Annotated in this window: 18 protein-coding genes; 7 read left to right on the forward strand and 11 right to left on the reverse strand. The window is 32.3% G+C overall.

The features are described 5' to 3' along the window. Positions 1-5: 5 nt before the first annotated feature. From SOM12_RS22085 to SOM12_RS22110, 6 genes are all read left to right on the forward strand, one after another. Complete coding sequence (locus SOM12_RS22085; RefSeq protein ID WP_320495504.1) at positions 6-1,631, forward strand: hypothetical protein; 1,626 nt, start codon at positions 6-8, stop codon at positions 1,629-1,631. A 179-nt stretch (positions 1,632-1,810) separates the two neighbouring features. Beyond that, complete coding sequence (locus tag SOM12_RS22090; RefSeq protein ID WP_320495506.1) at positions 1,811-4,342, forward strand: PIG-L family deacetylase; 2,532 nt, start codon at positions 1,811-1,813, stop codon at positions 4,340-4,342. A gap of 113 nt (positions 4,343-4,455) precedes the next feature. Then, the gene (locus tag SOM12_RS22095) at positions 4,456-6,180 is read left to right on the forward strand and encodes a sodium:solute symporter (protein WP_095931157.1); all 1,725 of its coding nucleotides are present in this window, start codon (positions 4,456-4,458) and stop codon (positions 6,178-6,180) included. Between the two features lie 3 nt (positions 6,181-6,183). Further along, positions 6,184-6,672, forward strand: a complete 489-nt coding sequence (locus SOM12_RS22100; protein ID WP_320495507.1) for a hypothetical protein — start codon at positions 6,184-6,186, stop codon at positions 6,670-6,672. A gap of 204 nt (positions 6,673-6,876) precedes the next feature. Next, complete coding sequence (locus SOM12_RS22105; protein WP_320495508.1) at positions 6,877-7,479, forward strand: hypothetical protein; 603 nt, start codon at positions 6,877-6,879, stop codon at positions 7,477-7,479. Between the two features lie 25 nt (positions 7,480-7,504). After that, positions 7,505-8,134: an MCP four helix bundle domain-containing protein gene (locus tag SOM12_RS22110; RefSeq protein ID WP_320495509.1), complete on the forward strand. Its 630-nt coding sequence runs from the start codon at positions 7,505-7,507 to the stop codon at positions 8,132-8,134. A gap of 5 nt (positions 8,135-8,139) precedes the next feature. Here SOM12_RS22110 and SOM12_RS22115 read toward each other — a convergent pair whose 3' ends face one another. The 7 genes from SOM12_RS22115 to SOM12_RS22145 form a co-directional block, all read right to left on the reverse strand. Then, positions 8,140-8,550 carry a nuclear transport factor 2 family protein gene (locus SOM12_RS22115; protein WP_095931153.1) on the reverse strand — a complete coding sequence of 137 codons (411 nt, stop codon included), beginning with the start codon at positions 8,548-8,550 and terminating at the stop codon, positions 8,140-8,142. Between the two features lie 5 nt (positions 8,551-8,555). Further along, positions 8,556-9,077 carry a TetR/AcrR family transcriptional regulator gene (locus SOM12_RS22120; protein WP_320495561.1) on the reverse strand — a complete coding sequence of 174 codons (522 nt, stop codon included), beginning with the start codon at positions 9,075-9,077 and terminating at the stop codon, positions 8,556-8,558. A gap of 154 nt (positions 9,078-9,231) precedes the next feature. Further along, positions 9,232-10,074: a DUF2911 domain-containing protein gene (locus SOM12_RS22125; RefSeq protein ID WP_095931152.1), complete on the reverse strand. Its 843-nt coding sequence runs from the start codon at positions 10,072-10,074 to the stop codon at positions 9,232-9,234. A 70-nt stretch (positions 10,075-10,144) separates the two neighbouring features. Continuing rightward, complete coding sequence (locus SOM12_RS22130) at positions 10,145-10,807, reverse strand: HAD family hydrolase (RefSeq protein ID WP_320495510.1); 663 nt, start codon at positions 10,805-10,807, stop codon at positions 10,145-10,147. A 187-nt stretch (positions 10,808-10,994) separates the two neighbouring features. Continuing rightward, complete coding sequence (locus SOM12_RS22135; RefSeq protein WP_250836263.1) at positions 10,995-11,708, reverse strand: tRNA threonylcarbamoyladenosine dehydratase; 714 nt, start codon at positions 11,706-11,708, stop codon at positions 10,995-10,997. Positions 11,709-11,927: 219 nt separating this feature from the next. Then, complete coding sequence (locus SOM12_RS22140; RefSeq protein ID WP_095931149.1) at positions 11,928-12,575, reverse strand: TatD family hydrolase; 648 nt, start codon at positions 12,573-12,575, stop codon at positions 11,928-11,930. Beyond that, on the reverse strand, positions 12,575-13,174 hold the full coding sequence (locus SOM12_RS22145) for a DUF1684 domain-containing protein (RefSeq protein WP_095931148.1): 600 nt from the start codon (positions 13,172-13,174) through the stop codon (positions 12,575-12,577). Before SOM12_RS22145 ends, SOM12_RS22140 begins: the two co-directional genes overlap by 1 nt. 99 nt (positions 13,175-13,273) lie before the next feature. Between SOM12_RS22145 and SOM12_RS22150 the strand changes: the two genes are divergently transcribed. After that, positions 13,274-14,491: an MDR family MFS transporter gene (locus SOM12_RS22150; protein ID WP_095931147.1), complete on the forward strand. Its 1,218-nt coding sequence runs from the start codon at positions 13,274-13,276 to the stop codon at positions 14,489-14,491. Positions 14,492-14,615: 124 nt separating this feature from the next. Here the strand turns inward: SOM12_RS22150 and SOM12_RS22155 are convergent, their stop codons facing one another. The 4 genes from SOM12_RS22155 to SOM12_RS22170 all read right to left on the reverse strand — a co-directional run bounded on the left by SOM12_RS22155 (position 14,616) and on the right by SOM12_RS22170 (position 17,948). Then, a complete protein-coding gene (locus SOM12_RS22155) occupies positions 14,616-15,014 on the reverse strand; it encodes a hypothetical protein (RefSeq protein ID WP_320495513.1) in 399 nt (132 codons plus the stop codon). A gap of 37 nt (positions 15,015-15,051) precedes the next feature. Then, positions 15,052-15,474, reverse strand: a complete 423-nt coding sequence (locus SOM12_RS22160; protein ID WP_320495515.1) for a hypothetical protein — start codon at positions 15,472-15,474, stop codon at positions 15,052-15,054. A 605-nt stretch (positions 15,475-16,079) separates the two neighbouring features. Next, positions 16,080-16,478: a hypothetical protein gene (locus SOM12_RS22165; RefSeq protein ID WP_320495517.1), complete on the reverse strand. Its 399-nt coding sequence runs from the start codon at positions 16,476-16,478 to the stop codon at positions 16,080-16,082. A gap of 18 nt (positions 16,479-16,496) precedes the next feature. Continuing rightward, positions 16,497-17,948, reverse strand: a complete 1,452-nt coding sequence (locus tag SOM12_RS22170; RefSeq protein WP_320495520.1) for a hypothetical protein — start codon at positions 17,946-17,948, stop codon at positions 16,497-16,499. Between the last annotated feature and the right edge of the window lie 51 nt (positions 17,949-17,999).

Genomic DNA, 17,999 nt, shown 5'->3' on the forward strand with positions numbered 1-17,999 from the left:
AATTTATGAAAAAGAATGTTTATTTGCTTTCATTTTTAGCAATGTCACTGTTAATAGGTTGTGACGATAACAATGACAACAAAAACGATGGACAATCGTCAAATAACATTACCATTACCTCAGATCAATCTACATTAAACCAAAGACTTGACTTAACTAATTCTGGGGTAATCTCGATCGAAAATGGTGCTTTAGCAGGAAAATCTGCAGAGACTACCAACACTTCTTTTCCTCTTGTTCAAATTGCCGAAGTAAAACCACCAGTTGATGCAAACGGAAGAACGTTACAAGCTAGTCACGTTACTGTAAACGGAAATTACGCCTATGTTTCTTATATTATGAGAGGCGATGCTTATTCTGGAGCTATTGATGTGATTGATGTTTCTGATCCGTACAAACCAAAATTGGTCACTTCTGCCCTAATTCCAAGTACAGATATTACCTCTCTGACTTTTTCTGGATCAAATTTAATTATCGGAGCTGCTAAAGATGTAGACAAAGACACTCAACTAGCAGGGAATCCGGCAATTGTGTTTAATATGGAGTTAAGTTCAGGATTGCTTACAGATAAATTGAAAACAAATTACTTAGAAAGTAGAGTTACAACAGACGTAGCTGCTAATGCTTCTAATTATTTTGCTGTAACGGGAGACAACGGAAGTTTGTTTAAAGTAAACAGTTCTACAAAAGTAATTGCAGGAAAAGCTGCTATGGCCGATTTCCGTTCTATTGCTTTAACAAGCGATAAAGTTGTTACTTTAAGCGGAACTAAAGGAGTTAACATTTACAATCAATCGACTCTTGCATTGCAAAAGAGCTTTACAACTTCTGTAGACGTTAGTGGGGCAAAAAGAACGATGGATATCGACGGAACAAAACTTTTTGTTTCTGAAGGTCCAAATGGTCTTGGCGTATACGACATCAACAGTGGATCAAAGTTACAAACTATCGGAATCACAACTGCAGGCGAAGACAATGTAACCAATGCGGTTTCTTTTAATGATGGCTATGCTTTTGTTGCTAACGGAGCATTGGGACTTAATGTGTATCAATCTGCAACACAGCTAAATTTATTAGGTTCGGTTGGAATTGCAGGTTCTTCAAACTATGTAAAATCAAGCGGAAATTACATTTATGTAGCAAGCGGAACTGGCGGTTTGAAAATCATTAAAATGGAAAAACCAAATACTACTTTTGCGAGCTGTCTAACTTATGGTTTATACAATCAAGGGAGAGATTTGATTTTAAATTCTAATGATATAAAATCTTACCAAGGAGCAACAGCTATTAATTCGGCAATCATTAATTCTGGTGCAGTTTTAACACATTGTGGTTCTATTACTGTTCTTAGTAACTTAACACTAAATAGCGGTGGTACTTTTAACATGAGAGGAAGTTTATCTCAAGGTAAATACCAGCAATCATCTCCAACAGAATTAATTATCAATAGCAATGCTACATTGCAAGTTGAAGGATCTGTTGTAATTTGGGGAGATTTGAGATTGAATAGTGGCGCTAAAATCAATTTCATTGGAAATACTTCTTCTATCACTATTTACGGAAAAGTTACAAAAGGTACTGGCGTAACTATTACAGGAAACTACGTTGATACAGAAAACAAATTGAAATAAGCAGTAAACGGCATCAAATATATATTTTTAAGAAGCTGTCAGAACCAATCTGGCAGCTTTTTTTGTTTCATCATCTTAAAGAAAGGTATAATTATTGAGCGTTAACATTTCATTTAAATAATCTTCCATAAAATAATTACTATTTTTGGAATAATTTCAAAAAACACCTAACACTCACCATGCGAAAAATACAGATTCAAATCTTTATTCTATTTTTTATAGGTTTTCAGATTTCATTTGCACAACAGCCGCAAAAACCAAATTCAGTTGAAATTTACAATCAAATTAAAAAACTAAACTTTTTAGGTTCTGTATTGTATGTTGCTGCACATCCTGATGATGAAAACACTAGAATGATTTCGTATTTAGCCAATGAAATGAATGCCAGAACGGGTTATTTATCACTTACTCGTGGAGATGGCGGACAAAACTTGATTGGCCCGCAATTGCGTGAATTATTGGGTGTTATTAGAACTCAGGAATTAATTGAAGCTCGAAAAATAGATGGTGGCGAACAATTTTTTTCTAGAGCAAACGATTTTGGTTTTTCAAAAAATCCATCTGAAACTTTAGATATTTGGGACAAAGACAAAGTACTTGCTGATGTAGTTTGGACCATTAGAAAATTTCAGCCAGACGTTATTATTAATAGATTTGATCATCGTTCTCCTGGTACAACACACGGACATCATACCTCTTCTGCCATGCTGAGTGTTGAAAGCTTCAAATTAACAAACGATCCTAAAATTTATCCCGAACAATTAAAATATGTTTCTCCTTGGCAGGTAAAACGCCAATTCTTCAATCCTTCTTGGTGGTTTTACGGAAGCCAAGAAAAATTTGATGCTGCCAATAAATCTAAATTTACGAAGTTAGAAACAGGCGTTTACTACACAGGAATAGGAAAATCAAATCAGGAAATCGCTGCTTTAAGCCGAAGCCGTCATCAGTCACAAGGTTTTGGAAGTACTGGTGTTCGCGGTGAAGAAACCGAATATTTGGAGCTAATTAATGGCGAGACCCCAAAAGAACGTGATAATTTATTTGACGGTATAGATACAAGCTGGAACCGTGTTAAAAACGGAAAACCAGTTGGAGATTTGATTTCTTCCATCATTTCAAAATACGATTTTAGCCATCCTTCTGCAAGTATTCCAGATTTAGTCAAAGCCTATGCAATGATTCAAGCTTTAGACGATACCCATTGGAAAGAGATTAAACTTGCTGCTATAAAAAACATTATCGCATCTTGTTCTGGTTTATATCTTGAAGCGGTTGCCAACGAACAAGAAGCAACTCCAGGAAGTACAATAAAATTAACTCTTGAAGCTATTAATAGATGTTCTATCGGAATGCAATTAATTAGTGTGACTACGCTTCCAGACAATCAAACAACAGCCCAAAACGTTGTATTGAAGAATAATAACGATCAGAAGATCAATCTGCAATTGCAGCTTCCAAACAATATAGAATACACTCAACCTTATTGGCTAAAAGAAAAAGCAACAGTTGGAATGTATACCGTTTCTAATCAAGAAATTATTGGTACACCAGATATTATTAGAGACACAAAAGTGGTCTTTAACATCAAAATCAATGATATAGAGATTCCGTTTGAGCGCACTGTTGTGTACAAGTACAATGATGGCGTAAAAGGCGAAATGTACAATTTTCTTGATATCGTTCCAGAAGTTACAACTTCTATTTTAGAAAAAGTTTTAATTTTTGGAAATACCAAAAGCAAAATGGTTCCGGTAAAAGTTCGCGCTGGAAAAGATGATATAAAAGGGAATCTTCAATTAGAGTTGCCTAAAAGCTGGTCTGTTTCTCCAAAAGAAATTCCGTTTGTTTTAGACAAAAAAGGCAACGAGCAAATCTTCTATTTTGAAGTAACACCTCCAGTAAATCCAGAGGAAGCCACAGTAAAAAGTGTCGCAATTGTAGACAAAAAACGCTTTGACAAAGACCTAACTATTATTGATTTCAGTCATATTACCAAACAAATGGTTTTAAAACCATCTGAATCAAAATGCATTAGAATTGATTTAAAAATTTCTGGCGATGCAATTGCTTATATTATGGGCGCTGGAGACGAAGTTCCGGAAAGTTTGACTCAAATGGGATATAAAGTTTCGATCTTAAAACCCGAAGAAATTACTCCAGAAAAATTAGATTCTTTCAGTACTGTAATTACCGGAGTTCGTGCTTACAATACCGTAAATGCTTTGGCAAACAAGCAAAATATACTTTTCAATTTTGTAAAAAGCGGTAAAAACATGATTGTACAATACAATACAAATGGAAAATTAGTGACGGACAAAATTGCTCCTTATCCGTTGAAATTATCAAACGATCGTGTAACAGAAGAAAATGCTAAAATTACATTCTTAGCACCAAATCATCCTGTTTTAAATACGCCTAATAAAATATCTGAAAAAGATTTTCAAGGATGGACACAAGAACAAGGTCTATATTATCCAAACGAATATGATCCTGCCTTCACTCCTATTATTTCGTCGCACGATAAAGGAGAATCTCCAAAAGATGGAGCTCTTCTTGTCGCACCTTACGGAAAAGGATATTACATTTACACTGGTTTGAGTTTCTTTAGAGAATTGCCAGAAGGTGTTTCTGGAGCCTATCGATTATTATCGAATATTATTTCTCTAAAACAGCCAATTGAAGCTCCTAAACAAGATTTAAAGCAATAAATATGGAAGCTAAAAAAATAAAAAAATGGAAAAAAAGCTACACTTATGTTTTAGTAGCAAATGCAATCTATATTGCTATCTTTTTCTTAATCATGCAATTATACTCATAACCTATGCAGCTATTTGACTGGATCGTACTTATTGTCACACTATTATTTATTGTTGGATACGGCTCTTGGAAAACCCGAGGAAGTAAAAACGTAGAAGATTTTATTTTAGGAAACAACGAAACGCCTTGGTATACTGTAGGTCTTTCTGTAATGGCGACGCAAGCGAGTGCAATTACATTTTTATCGACTCCAGGGCAGGCTTATCATGACGGAATGGGGTTCGTGCAATTCTATTTTGGTTTGCCAATTGCGATGATTGTTATTTGTTTGACTTTTATTCCGCTATATCATAAAAGCAAAGTTTATACGGCTTATGAATTTTTAGAAAAAAGATTTGATGTGAAAACCCGTTCGCTTGCTGCAATTTTATTTTTAGTGCAAAGAGGTCTAGGAACCGGTTTAACTATTTATGCTCCAGCGATTATCTTGTCTGCACTTCTAGGATGGAATTTAACTGTAATGAATATCATTATCGGAGTTTTGGTAATCATATATACCTTTTCTGGAGGAACAAAGGCGGTAAACGTTACGCAAAAACAGCAGATGTTTGTCATTATGTCTGGAATGTTTATCACGTTTTTCTTGATTCTGCATTATCTTCCAAACGATATGACTTTTAATAGTGCGCTGCATATTGCGGGAGCAAATGACAAAATGAATATTGTTGACTTTTCTTTTAATCCCGAAGAAAAATATACTTTTTGGAGTGGTATTACAGGAGGTTTCTTTTTAGCACTTGCCTATTTTGGTACAGACCAATCACAGGTGGGACGTTACTTATCTGGAAAATCAGTTCGAGAAAGTCAAATGGGATTAATTATGAACGGGCTTCTAAAAGTGCCAATGCAGTTCTTTATTCTTCTTACAGGAGTTATGGTTTTTGTGTTTTTTCAATTCAATCCGGTTCCTTTAAATTTTAATCCGAATAATAAAATTGCAATTGAAAAGTCGGCTTATAAACAAGAATATCATGTTTTAGAAGAAAAACTAGTGAAACTTTCTGAAGATAAAAAAGTTATTAATTTATTGTATATCGATCAGCTGAATCAAGATTATGACAATCCGATTTTGCGTAAAGAATTGGTTGCGCTATCCAATAAAGAAAAAGATCTTCGCGATAAAGCCAAGGAAATAATTTCGAGAGCCGATAGTAATTCAGAAACCAACGATAAAGATTATGTGTTTTTTCATTTTATTCTGCATTATTTGCCAAAAGGTCTAATCGGATTGTTATTGGCCGTTATTATTTCGGCTGCCATGTCTTCTACTGCTTCTGGATTAACTGCACTGGCTTCTACAACAGCAATAGATATTTACAAACGAAATCAGAAAGAAGAAAAGTCGGAGAAACATTATTTACATGTTACCAAGTTTTTTACTCTTTTTTGGGGAGTTATAGCAATACTTTTTGCATGCGTTGGAACTTTGTTTGAAAATTTAATTCAGCTTGTAAACATTATTGGTTCTATTTTCTACGGAACTGTTTTAGGAATCTTCCTTGTAGCTTTTTATACCAAAAGAGTTCAAGCAAAACCAATGTTTATCAGTGCTCTCATAAGTCAGTTTACGATTTTTGTAATTTATTATTTTATGGTTTACAGACAGGAGAAACTGGGTTATTTATGGCTTAATTTTATTGGTGCTATTTTGACTATTGTATTGGCGCTTTTACTTCAGTTTTTGTTCTTTAAAGGAAAATCGGATGATAATGAGTTAATGCTTGAATAAAAGATGATTCGAAAACTGTTTTTAGTACTATTATTATTTTCATTCTCTCAGATAGAAAGTCAGAATCTTGATGCTTCTAATATAGTTGTAGACACTTCAATTTCTGCTCAATTATACACAAAATGTTTTGAGAATTTAAATCAAGGAAATGAAATTTTCTTGAAATATCCAGGATTTCAAAGTTCAAAATTTTGTTCATTAATCACTTGTTCTTTCCTTCTTTCATACAAAGAAGTTGATTTACAAATTGCTGGCGAGCAAAGATTAATTGGCATTGCTACTCAATTATTTAAAGAAGGAAATCCAGTTTATTTAATTAGCGGTTTAGATAGTTCTTTTGAAGCAGGTAAGAAAAATGAAAACTTAGAAGATGACAATCACATTGTTTATATTAGTTATTCCGATTGTATCAGTCCTGCATTTTTAAGAAAAGCGTCAGAAATTGTAAACCAACAGACTGATTCATTAATTAAACAAAAATCGCTCAAATAAGGCCTGATGCCCTAGCCCTGATGGGAGCGGCATCCTTTTGTGGCGGGGTTCGCCACAAAAGATATAGCGGACAGCAGGAAACAGCTGCTTAAAATTCAAATAACTATTTCGTTCCAATACGATTCTTCATTTATTGTAAGTAAAAAAGACTATTTTAGTACGTTGTAAAACTGACCTAAAACTAACCAATTTTAAGCTGAAGAAATGAAGATTTCAGACGATTTAGAAAAACTATTGCCATTTGGCTATCTCTTTTTGATTGTAATGGGGATACTAAAAGACAGTATTTATTATTATCAATTCGGAATTAATATCTTAAGGTATTCTACTATTATGGACGTTTTAATTAGTCCGATTGCTGAATTTACCTCAAACCCAATTATTCTTGGAGCTATCATTATACTTTTTTTGGTTCATTTTTATCTTCCTTCTTTTTTAGCGAAGAACAAAGATTTGGCCTTTGTAAAAAGATCTTTTGAACTAAAATCGACTGATGCATTATCTCCAGAAGAAACTAAAAGCTACTATAATAGCATTGCCATAAAATCACTTATACTTTTTCTGTTGTCTTTTTTTCTTGGCTATGGTATGGCAGGAGGTTATTTTACCAAGAAAAAGCTAAAAGAAAACAAATTGGAGTACAGCTATCAAATGGATTTTAACGAAGGAGAATCTAAAAACGTTTTTGTTATTGGAAACAATAGTTTGTACTACTTTTATTTTGTCAAAGGAGATAAAAAAGTAAAAATTACTCCGCTAGCCGCTATAAAAAACATTGAACTCGTTGAGAACAGAATGATTGATTAATTATTGTTATCTAAAAAAAAGCTTTATGAAAGATCACAGAAGGTACAGCAATAAAACCAAAGCTGCTTTTATATTACTAGTTGTAATGCTTATCATTCTGCTTGGTAACTTTAATACGTTGCGAAATTCTAAAAACGTAAATGACAATATCAATGCTATTTACAAAGACCGATTGGTTGTGGCGCATTATATTTTTCAATATTCTAAAGAACTTCATTTTATAAAAGCTGAAGCTGAAAAATTAGATTTAAGCGATAATATCAAGAAAGATGAAATTATTCACACCTTAGACATTATTCATAATATTGATGATTTATATGCTAAAACGGTTTTGACCAATAAAGAAAAACAGTATTTTGATGCTTTTTTACTTTCATGCAAAGAAATCAACAAACAGGTTGAAAATAAAGATTGGAACAAAATAGCCAATTCGAGTGCACAAGCACTAAAAACTCTCGAATCTCTTTCGCAAATTCAGATTGAAGAAGGAAAAGCAAAACTTGCTGTCGCAAATGCGATGTACAGCAGAAACAATGTACTTGGCCAACTTCAAATCGCATTGCTGATTATTTTAGGAGGCATTACTTTTTATTTATTAATTATAAAGAAAATAAAAAGGACGGTAAAAATTCCTGAACCGCCCTCTATGAATTAAATTCCTTAAAGTTTTCTTTCTTCTTCTTTTATTGAAAGATCATTGATACTTGCAAAACGTTTTTGCATCAAACCATTTGAATCAAACTCCCAATTCTCATTTCCATAGGCTCTAAACCAGTTTCCTTCAAGATCTTGATATTCATACTCAAATCGAACCGCAATTCTATTTTCGGTATGCGCCCAATATTCTTTTTTAAGTTTATAATTTTTCTCCTTTTTCCATTTTTGCGTTAAGAACTGTACAATTTCTTCTCTTCCGTTTACAAATTGATTTCTGTTCCTCCACTCACTGTCAATCGTATAGGCTTTTGAAACTCTTTCTGGATCCTGACTGTTCCAAGCATCTTCTGCTAATTGAATTTTCTCTATTGCTGTTTCATACGAGAAAGGCGGCAATGGCAATTTCTGTTCCATAATAATTAGATTAAAGTTTGGATAATTTTCTTAGTTTGCTCAATAAATTGATTGGATTTAAAAAGCTGACTTTCTATAATGCAACTCTCAAAAAGCAGATATATGTGATCTGATAAAAGATTATCATTTAAAATTTCGGTAAAATAGACGCGTAAATCAGCTTTATGGTTTTGAATTACGTTTAAAATTTTAATATTATCTGATTGAATTTCTGATAGAATATTTAGAAAACTGCAACCTCTAAAATTTTCCTTTTTATTCATATAAATTAAGAAATCAAAAGAAGCTAAAATTTTTAGTTTCCTGTCCTCTTCTTTGGATGTAAACTTTTGCAATTCTTCAAACCAAAAGAAATGACGCTGATTTAAAAAAGCCACACACAAATCCTCCTTAGATTTAAAATGCTGATAAAAACTTGCCTTTGCAACTTTTGCTTCTTCAATAATTTGATTGATGCCAGTAGCATTATAACCTTGTGTGTGAAATAAAGTAAATGTCTTCTCTAATATTCTTTCTTTTGGCAGCATAACATCGTAATTTATATCTGCAAATATAAAAAACATTTTTAAACAAACAGACAAGTCTGTATATTTTATTCTAAAGACAAAAAAAAATCCAAAACTCGTCAGTTTTGGATTTTGATATTTTAAAAAATTGGAATTTAAGAATTCGGAAGAATTATTATCTGCTCCATTCAGCGATACTATCTTTATTCAATTTTACGTAATCGGCGTTGTTTGCCGCTTCAGCAGATGCTAGAGAAGCTTTTGCAGTTTCGATTGCTCCTTTTTTGTCACCTTGTTTTGCTTGAATTTGAGACTTCAATCTTGTTACGTAGTATGGTTTATCTGAACTCATATCAAGCGCTTTGTCTACATAATTTCTAGCTGTTTCGATATTTCCATTTGATTGGAATAAATATTGAGATGCAGCAAAATAATCATTCCAAGTTGGACCTGCCAAAGTTTTCTCAATACTTGCCACAGCAATTTTAGCTGTTGGAACTTCAAATTTTAAAGCTACATGAGAATTTTCCCAAGCAATATCTAAATATCCAAAATTAGGATCTAATCCGTTAATTCCTATTGTAAAAGTTTCAATTGGAGTTGGCAAAGCATCTTCTTTAACTGTAGTTTTTAAAGCTACGTACGAATCGCTCCAGTTTTCTGGCAATCCCCAGTTATCAGTAGAAAGATAGAAAATGATATCCCAACTTTCGATTCTAGGAACTGTATAAATTGCATATTTTCCTTTTTTTAGCGTTTTTCCGTCAATTATTACGTCATCGCTAAAATTAATAATAGTATTTTCATTAGCTCCAGTTCTCCATAATTTTCCAAACGGAACTAAATTTCCGAACACAGCTCTTCCTCTTGCTCCTGGTCTTGAATACGTAACTTCAACATCAGTTAAACCAACAGTTTGTTTGATATATCCTTTTGGACTTGCTTGTGGAGTTTTTACTTGCGCTTCTGATGCTAATGGCGCTAAGATCAAGGCTAAAGCAATAAGTAGTTTCTTCATTATTTTAAGTTTTATTTTTTATCCAAATTTACAAATTCAATTAGGGAACAAATGTTAAATTTAATATAATTCAGTCCTTTAGCTGTGATATTTTTTCAGCATTCAATTCGTTAAAATGTTCTATAACTAAATCAGCTTCAGATAAATCTTGAAGATGAGAATGCTCACTATTATATCCTATACAATAAATTCCTGCCCCTTTCGCTGCTTTTATTCCATTTGTGCTATCTTCAATAATAACGCATTCTTCTTTTGGTGCAACAGAAAGAGAAGCCGCATGAATAAATATCGCTGGATTTGGTTTTGATTGCGGAAAATCTTCTCCACTCACAATATGCGTAAAATACTGGTGCAGATTGAATCTTGTAAAAACGCGATCGATAGTTACTTTTGAAGCCGAAGAAGCCAAAATTAATTGCATTCCGTTGTTGTACAAATCTTTAATCAAATCTTCGACCCCATCCAAAAGATGCAAATCTTCTTTAGTATCAAAAGCTTCATTAAAAATAGTTCTTTTTCTCTGAATCAAATCTTCCACTTCCTGCTCCACAGTTGGAAAATAACTTTTTAAAGTTTGAAATGTATTTCGAGTCGAAAATCCAGTAAACGTGGTATACATCTCTTCCGGAACTTCGATATTCAATTCTGAAAATTGTAAATAGTAGGCATAACGATGAACTGGCTCCGTGTCAACGATTACGCCATCCATATCAAAAATTACTGTTTTAATCATTTTTTTTTAGGTTCTAAGGTTCTGAGATACTAAGATTCTAAGGTTTCTCTCTTTTGTATCTAACTTTGACAAAGTTTTGAACTTTGTCAAAGTTATTTTAAGTTCTATTTATAAGTTCAAGAAATTAAGATTCACCATTCTAGCTAAAAAAAAACTTAGCAACTTAGAATCTTAGCATCTTAGAACCTTATTTTTTAAGCAAATGTCTAATCACTGTTTCGGCAGCGTGCAAGCCAAATAATCCTGGCATATAGCTGTTTGTTCCGTAAAATGACTTTTTAAAGTTTTTGCCGTCTGTTAATTTTAAGCTTTTTTCGTCTTGAATTTCAGAAGAGAAAACCACTTTCAGTTTATTGATTTTCACTTCTTTTAAACGCTTACGGACTGTTTTAGAAAAATAACAGTTAATTGTTTTTGAAATATCTGCTACTTTTACTTTAGAAGCCAACATTTTTCCTCCTGCTCCCATGCTGCTAATGATTTTTACTCTTTTGCGTTTTGCAGCAATAATAAGGTTTAATTTTGGAGTAATACTGTCAATACAATCTAAAACATAATCAAATTCTGGAGAAACAATCTCAAAAGCACGCTCTGGCGAAAGAAATTCCTGAACACGAGTTAAATTCAATTCCGGATTAATATCCATCAATCGATCGCCGACAATTTTAATTTTTGGCTGTCCAACTGTAGAATGCAAAGCTGGCAATTGACGGTTAATATTCGTAATGTCTACAACATCTCCGTCTACAATTGTCATGTTACCTACTCCCGCTCTTGCTAAAAATTCAGCTGCAAAAGATCCAACTCCTCCTAGCCCAACGACTAAAACATTAGATTTTTGTAAATTTTCTAATCCTTCTTTAGTAAACAAAAGCTCTGCTCTTTCTGTCCATTCTGCCATATATTCTCTTTTTTATTTTTTTGTTTCAAGTTTATGATTTTTCAAGTTTCAAGTTTCAGGTTTCAAGTTTTTCCCAGTTGTCAGGCTGAGCGAAGTCGAAGCCCTAATTGGAACGCCCTTCGACTTCGCTCAGGGTGACAAACTTTGAATACAAAAACTCTTTACTCTATATTCTTTTTTCTATGTTCTTTATTCTTTATTCTTTATTCTTTATTCCTTTCATTGTTTAAATAACCTTTTATAATTACTTAAAATAACGCCTTGTAATTCTTTTAAATTTAATCCTTTATATTCTGAAGCTAATTCATAAACTTGCTGAATCGATTCTTCAATTGTATCGGTTTCTAAGAAAAAACGATCATTTGGAACATTCTGAAAAACCGTTTTTAAATCTGGATTTTTCAATAGATATTTTCCAAACGAAAGATAAAATCCAGCTGCAATTAATTGCTCTGCCAGTTGATTATTTTTTGAGAAGCCATGAATAATCATTGGAACTCCTATCTTCATTTTTTTCTTGATTGCCATTACTTCCTGAAAAGCCGCAACGCAATGAATTACTACAGGTTTCTTGAATTTTTCTGCTAATTCCAATTGTTTTTCAAAAACTGAAATCTGCAAGTCAAACGGAACTTCAATTCTTTTATCTAAACCGCATTCGCCAATTGCCAAACAGTTTGGAGTTTGCAGTTTTTCTTCAATAATTCTCAAATCTTCATCAATTCGATTTTCGTCAATATACCAAGGATGAATTCCGACAGAATAAAACGAAATCGTCTCATCAAAATCTTTTGTATACTGATTAACCAATTCTACAACATTAGATTGATTGGTAAATTGATGTGTATGAAAATTAAAATATTCCATTAATGAAACGCTTTTACTCCTGCTTTAATTTCAATTTTCAAATCGTTTTCCTGTGGTACAAGCGGACAAGAATACTTGTAATTATAAGCGCAATACGGATTATAAGCTTGATTAAAATCGATTGCTATTGTATTTTCTTTCGGAATTTCTAAATCAATATAGCGGCCTCCAATATAGCTTTGCTTTCCACTTGTTAAATCTGAAAAAGGCAAGAAAAGATGATTTTTATATTTTTCTTGAACGATAAGTTCTAAACTTTGGTAAACGGCAAGTTTAAAAGCTTTTCCGTTTATTTTAAAGTTTAAAGTACCATATTTAATATACTTTGGAGTATAATTTCCTGAAGTTTTCATTTCAAAAACTTTTCCCCCTTTGGCTTTTTCCAAAGTGGCAGTTACAAAATAAGTTTCTGAAATAGGAAAAAATTCTAAGCTTTTAAAGGTTTTCAAATCTTCAGCCATCAACGGACTCGTCTTAGGATCAGCAAACTCGGTATTGATTTTCTTTTGAAATTTTTGAACATCGGTCTTATTGAACTTTTTTTGTGCAAAGCCAAAATTAAATACCAACAATAAAGCAAGGGCGTTTATAGTTTTCATCTTAGAAATTTTCTGCAAAAATAGTTCAAAAGTAACAAAACAGCAACCACTTAACGAGACAAAGTTTCCTAACTTTGTGACGATAATTTATCAAACAAAATGCTTAAAACTGCCTTAACTCACTACATTAACAACTTTCGAGGTTTTACCAGAGAAGTTTGGATTCTTGCTATCATCACTTTTATTAACCGCGCTGGAACAATGGTTCTTCCTTTTTTATCCAAATATTTAAAAGAAGATCTTCATTTTACCTATAACCAAGTAGGTTGGATTATGGTGGCTTTTGGTCTTGGATCTATGCTGGGTTCCTGGCTTGGCGGTAAATTATCGGATAAAATCGGGTTCTATAAAATCATGATTTTTAGTTTATTCACTAGTGGAGTTTCGCTATTTTTTGTTCAATATATTACCACTTTCTGGGCGCTTTGTGCCGCCATGTTTGTTCTTATGACGATTGCAGATATGTTTCGTCCTGCTATGTTTGTGTCTCTAGGCGCTTATGCCAAACCCGAAAACCGTACTCGTGCCCTTACGCTTGTGCGTCTTGCTGTAAATCTTGGTTTTGCAGCCGGACCAGCGCTTGGAGGTTTGATTATTATGGGAATGGGTTATTCAGGTTTGTTTTGGGTTGACGGAGCTTCTTGTATTATTTCGATTTCAATCTTTGCTTTATTGGTAAAAGAAAAGAAAAAAGCAACGCATGATGATAAAACAGAAAGTGCTACTGATGTAAAATCGGTTTTTCACGATAAAATTTTCTGGGTTTTCTTGTTTGTAAGTTTCATTACAGCAATGATTTTCTTCCAGTTATTTACCACTTTACCTTTATATCACAATGAAAAATTTGGCTTAAGCGAATTCCAAACCGGTTTGTTAATGACTTTAAATGGACTTTTAATCTTTACCCTAGAAATGCCAACAGTTGGATTTTTAGAGCGAAAAGCTTTTCCAAAGATTAGAATTATCATCGTTGGATCGTTTGTTATGGCGAGCAGTTTCTTTTTACTTCTAGTTAATTTCTGGGCCGGAATTTTGGTTGTGAGCATGGTCTGCATTTCGATTGGAGAAGTGCTTACTTTCCCTTTTTCTAACGCATTTGCTTTAAGCCGAGCACCTCGCGGACAAGAAGGCCGATACATGGCACTTTATACAATGAGTTTTAGCCTTGCTCATATTATTAGTTCTAAGCTAGGATTTGAAATTATTACCCGATTTGGTTATCAAATTAACTGGCTTTTTATGGCCTGTATCGGAGTTGTTGCAACGGGATGCTGCATTTGGATTAAGAACGCTTTAACCAACGAGAAGATTTCCTAAAAAAAACTTTTAACTTTTTAGAGTCTAACAAAAGCAAGCGTTTTCTTAATTTAAAACAAAAGAGAGCCGTATAAAATTGTACGGCTCTCAATTCAAAAAAAATATTTTTATTTCAGTTTTAAAATTATTCAATTTCAAAACTTGCTTCAACTTGTATATACCTTTTTTTACCATCTTCAGCTTTGACTAAAAAAATAACGTAATTTTCAAGGTAATCAGTAAGTTCATAATCTCTTAATTTTAATCTTCTATTTTCGTCATAGAATTTAGACGACCTAACAAATTCTTTAAGACCAATTTCTCTTTTTTTAGTCTTATAATTCTCTATCTTTTGAACTTCAGTAAAGTAAAAGCCACCAATACGAGCACCACTACCATCTTTTATGTAAAAATGATTTGGGATTTCTTTATGCGTAATAATATATTGGCTATCATAAGTAAAAAAAAGTGTGTCTTTTACTTTTTCCTGAGCTAGAGAATTTATTCCAAGAATAAAAGTCAGGAATAAAATGAATATTTTCATAATTTGTTTTTAAAATTTCAAGCTTTATATTAAATATTTATCCAAAAATCATAATTGAAACATTTACTTTAATATATTCGGTCTTTTTATCACTTTCTCTTATTAAAATAATTTTATAGTTTTTTATAAAATCGACCAGTCCTTTTATATCTAATGCTATTTTTCCTTGATTTATAAAGAATTTTGAGTTCCTTATAAAATACTTTAAATCCAATACTTCTGTAGGTTTTAAATTAAACAAAATTTCAGCTTCTTGAAAACAAAATTCGGTGTGTCCATTTCCGTCTTCAATAAAAAAAGTTTTTGGAATATTTTTATTTTCAAACAGATAGGAATTATCTATTTTAAAATACAACGTATCTTTTTCAACTTTTTGCTGCGCATGTAAATTACTTAAAAAAAATAAATGTATTATAAGTGTATATCCTAAAAAAACAAAGATTTTAAATTTCGACATCATCGTTCAAATCAAATTAAGTTTGATATTATTTATTATCACAAAAGCGAACTTGTGTTAGCTTCTTAAGTTGGTTGTTAAATATTGTATTTATCTATGTTTTTTTAGGAGTTAAAATATTCCAAACTTCACCATCTACTTCTTTCGAACCATTCCAAGACATTGCTTATCTTTTTAATTTCATTGACATTTTCGGCTTCAACATTTGTTCAATATTGAGATTAGTAAATTTCTCTAGTTCTAAATCAATCTTTGCAATTTTTGCATTTTCTGACCCTCTACTAATTCGTCATTATAATTAATAAATATCTTACAATTCAAAGCTACAAATATAAAAGAATTGTAATTTATTCATCAAATAAAATATTAAAAAACCTCTACATTAGAGCTTTCACTACAATAGCAACTATAAATCTTTTGAAATGGCTGTTCCAGCAGGATGCTATATTTGGATCAAGAACACTTTGACCAATGAGAAGATTTCTTAAAAAAAACTTTTAACCTTTTAAAATCTAACAAAAGCAGGCATTTTCTTTATCTAAAACAAAAGAGAGTCGTACAATTCTATACGACTCTCAGTTTAATACTATTTGTGTTTAATTTTTAAATTATTCAATTTCAAAACTTGATTCAACTTGTATATAACTTTTTTTACCGTTTTCAGTTTTGACTAAAAAAATAACGTAATTTTTAAGGTAAGTCGAAAGGTCATAATCCCATAATTTTAATCTTCTGTTTTCATCATAGAATTTAGATGACCTAATATATTCTTTAAGACTAATTTCTCTTTTTTTAGTCTTGCAATTCTTTATCTTTTGAACTTCAATAAAGTAAAAGCCACCAATACGAGCACCACTCCCATCTTTTATATAATAATCATTTGGATTTTCAGGATATGTATTAATATAATTACTATCATAAGCAAAAAAAAGTGTGTCTTTTACTTTTTCCTGAGCTCCTACAAAGCAAGGAAATAATGACAAAATAAAAAGTGTAGCAATTTTCATATCGTTTATTTTTTATTATTAGTTACTGCAAGGGCTTGTTTTGGAGAATTGCTCCACTCTGCTAGCAAGAGCCTCTATAGATGCCTTTTTTTCATCTGATAATTCATTCCAAGCTTTTACATGACTGTCTCTCAACCCTCCCCACGCAAGAGCCTCGTAAAACGCGTCACTTGGTGGTTCTTTATAGTAATCAGTATAAGCTTTAATATCACCAGGCAAAATACTCTGATGAAATTGTTTCAATGCTTCCTTCATACTCTGAACGTACAATTTGGCCATTACACTGTGCTGTTCCCTTTCATAATTTTCATATGTCGTTTTAAAATCTAAATTCTCTACATTCATAGCAAGTACTGTGCCAAGTTTCCTATAAATATCTGCGTGTATATATTCGTGCAATATAATCCTCGCAACTTCAAGCGGAGCTCTTTTATTTACCTCAGTAGTGCTAATTTCGATTTGTATTAATTTACCTTTTGGCTCTAACGTCCTCCCGTTAAGATATGTTACAACGCCATCTACAGTTTTAGGTAAGGCATCTACGGAGGAAATTGCAATATCGAACTTTGATGTCCCTTCAAACTTTGAAAATAGATTTTGGACAAAAGAATTCCCGTTTTTATTTAATAAATCATTAAGGCACTTTGCTTTTCCTGTAAGATAATCCATAATTTGGAAAGAAGAACTCTCTCCAAGATATTGCCCATTTTCGCTATAATGTGAATATTGCGCTATTCGCTGTAATTTTATAGCTTCTACATCTCCTGAACTCTCACAAGGATAAGGCACGGTATTAGTAGTTTTAGTAACCTTTTCACCTACATAGATGACCTCTAAAATCTTTGAACCATTGCTAATTATTCGCCAAACATCTTGAGTTAGCCATACCGTTTGTGTATATGTCTCCTTGCATAGAGGTATTTTGCTTGTAATATCGGATGGAGCATAAAACAAATTTATTGTTTTTGTCAAAACATCTAACTCATTTTTTCCTGAAACATTTGCCGCTTTACCATTTCTAACAACTACTGAACCTAAATTTTCACCATCAAAGGAATACACATTCAATCCCCCTGTAAAGTCCTTTAGATTTGTGATAGTCTCAGGGTAAACAGCACTTTTTGCAAGCGTAAAAACTTCTAAAAAGTATGATTGAGATTTGCCTTCACTTTCAATTGTAACACCTTGATATTTCAAATGGTTTTGCAGAACGTCAGATTCAAAAGTGTTTACAACTTTTTCTTTTGCTAAGAATTCTGAAATCTTAAAATCGTCTTTTTCAATTACGTTTACATTTTCAAAATCGACTTCAACATTTTGTGCAATATTGGGATTTGAAAATTTCGATAATTCTAAATCAGTCGTAACGGTTTTTACATTTTCCTGATTTTTTTCTAAAACATCATTACTACACGATAAAAGAAAAAGTGCAATAAAAAAACAAACGGAATACTTAATAAATTTGTGCATACGCATTAACATTGGTTGGATAATAAAATTCTTTTTTAACTAAAAAATATC

The organism is Flavobacterium sp. CFBP9031 (assembly GCF_034044945.1).
In the GTDB taxonomy this organism is placed as follows: Bacteria; Bacteroidota; Bacteroidia; order Flavobacteriales; family Flavobacteriaceae; genus Flavobacterium.

What these genes read in the sequence shown, in the direction of transcription:
- SOM12_RS22085 (WP_320495504.1), top strand. Translation starts at nt 6, where the DNA reads ATGAAAAAGAATGTTTATTTGCTTTCATTTTTAGCAATGTCACTGTTA.
- SOM12_RS22090 (WP_320495506.1), top strand. Translation starts at nt 1,811, where the DNA reads ATGCGAAAAATACAGATTCAAATCTTTATTCTATTTTTTATAGGTTTT.
- SOM12_RS22095 (WP_095931157.1), top strand. Translation starts at nt 4,456, where the DNA reads ATGCAGCTATTTGACTGGATCGTACTTATTGTCACACTATTATTTATT.
- SOM12_RS22100 (WP_320495507.1), top strand. Translation starts at nt 6,184, where the DNA reads ATGATTCGAAAACTGTTTTTAGTACTATTATTATTTTCATTCTCTCAG.
- SOM12_RS22105 (WP_320495508.1), top strand. Translation starts at nt 6,877, where the DNA reads ATGAAGATTTCAGACGATTTAGAAAAACTATTGCCATTTGGCTATCTC.
- SOM12_RS22110 (WP_320495509.1), top strand. Translation starts at nt 7,505, where the DNA reads ATGAAAGATCACAGAAGGTACAGCAATAAAACCAAAGCTGCTTTTATA.
- SOM12_RS22115 (WP_095931153.1), bottom strand. Translation starts at nt 8,550, where the DNA reads ATGGAACAGAAATTGCCATTGCCGCCTTTCTCGTATGAAACAGCAATA.
- SOM12_RS22120 (WP_320495561.1), bottom strand. Translation starts at nt 9,077, where the DNA reads ATGCTGCCAAAAGAAAGAATATTAGAGAAGACATTTACTTTATTTCAC.
- SOM12_RS22125 (WP_095931152.1), bottom strand. Translation starts at nt 10,074, where the DNA reads ATGAAGAAACTACTTATTGCTTTAGCCTTGATCTTAGCGCCATTAGCA.
- SOM12_RS22130 (WP_320495510.1), bottom strand. Translation starts at nt 10,807, where the DNA reads ATGATTAAAACAGTAATTTTTGATATGGATGGCGTAATCGTTGACACG.
- SOM12_RS22135 (WP_250836263.1), bottom strand. Translation starts at nt 11,708, where the DNA reads ATGGCAGAATGGACAGAAAGAGCAGAGCTTTTGTTTACTAAAGAAGGA.
- SOM12_RS22140 (WP_095931149.1), bottom strand. Translation starts at nt 12,575, where the DNA reads ATGGAATATTTTAATTTTCATACACATCAATTTACCAATCAATCTAAT.
- SOM12_RS22145 (WP_095931148.1), bottom strand. Translation starts at nt 13,174, where the DNA reads ATGAAAACTATAAACGCCCTTGCTTTATTGTTGGTATTTAATTTTGGC.
- SOM12_RS22150 (WP_095931147.1), top strand. Translation starts at nt 13,274, where the DNA reads ATGCTTAAAACTGCCTTAACTCACTACATTAACAACTTTCGAGGTTTT.
- SOM12_RS22155 (WP_320495513.1), bottom strand. Translation starts at nt 15,014, where the DNA reads ATGAAAATATTCATTTTATTCCTGACTTTTATTCTTGGAATAAATTCT.
- SOM12_RS22160 (WP_320495515.1), bottom strand. Translation starts at nt 15,474, where the DNA reads ATGATGTCGAAATTTAAAATCTTTGTTTTTTTAGGATATACACTTATA.
- SOM12_RS22165 (WP_320495517.1), bottom strand. Translation starts at nt 16,478, where the DNA reads ATGAAAATTGCTACACTTTTTATTTTGTCATTATTTCCTTGCTTTGTA.
- SOM12_RS22170 (WP_320495520.1), bottom strand. Translation starts at nt 17,948, where the DNA reads ATGCACAAATTTATTAAGTATTCCGTTTGTTTTTTTATTGCACTTTTT.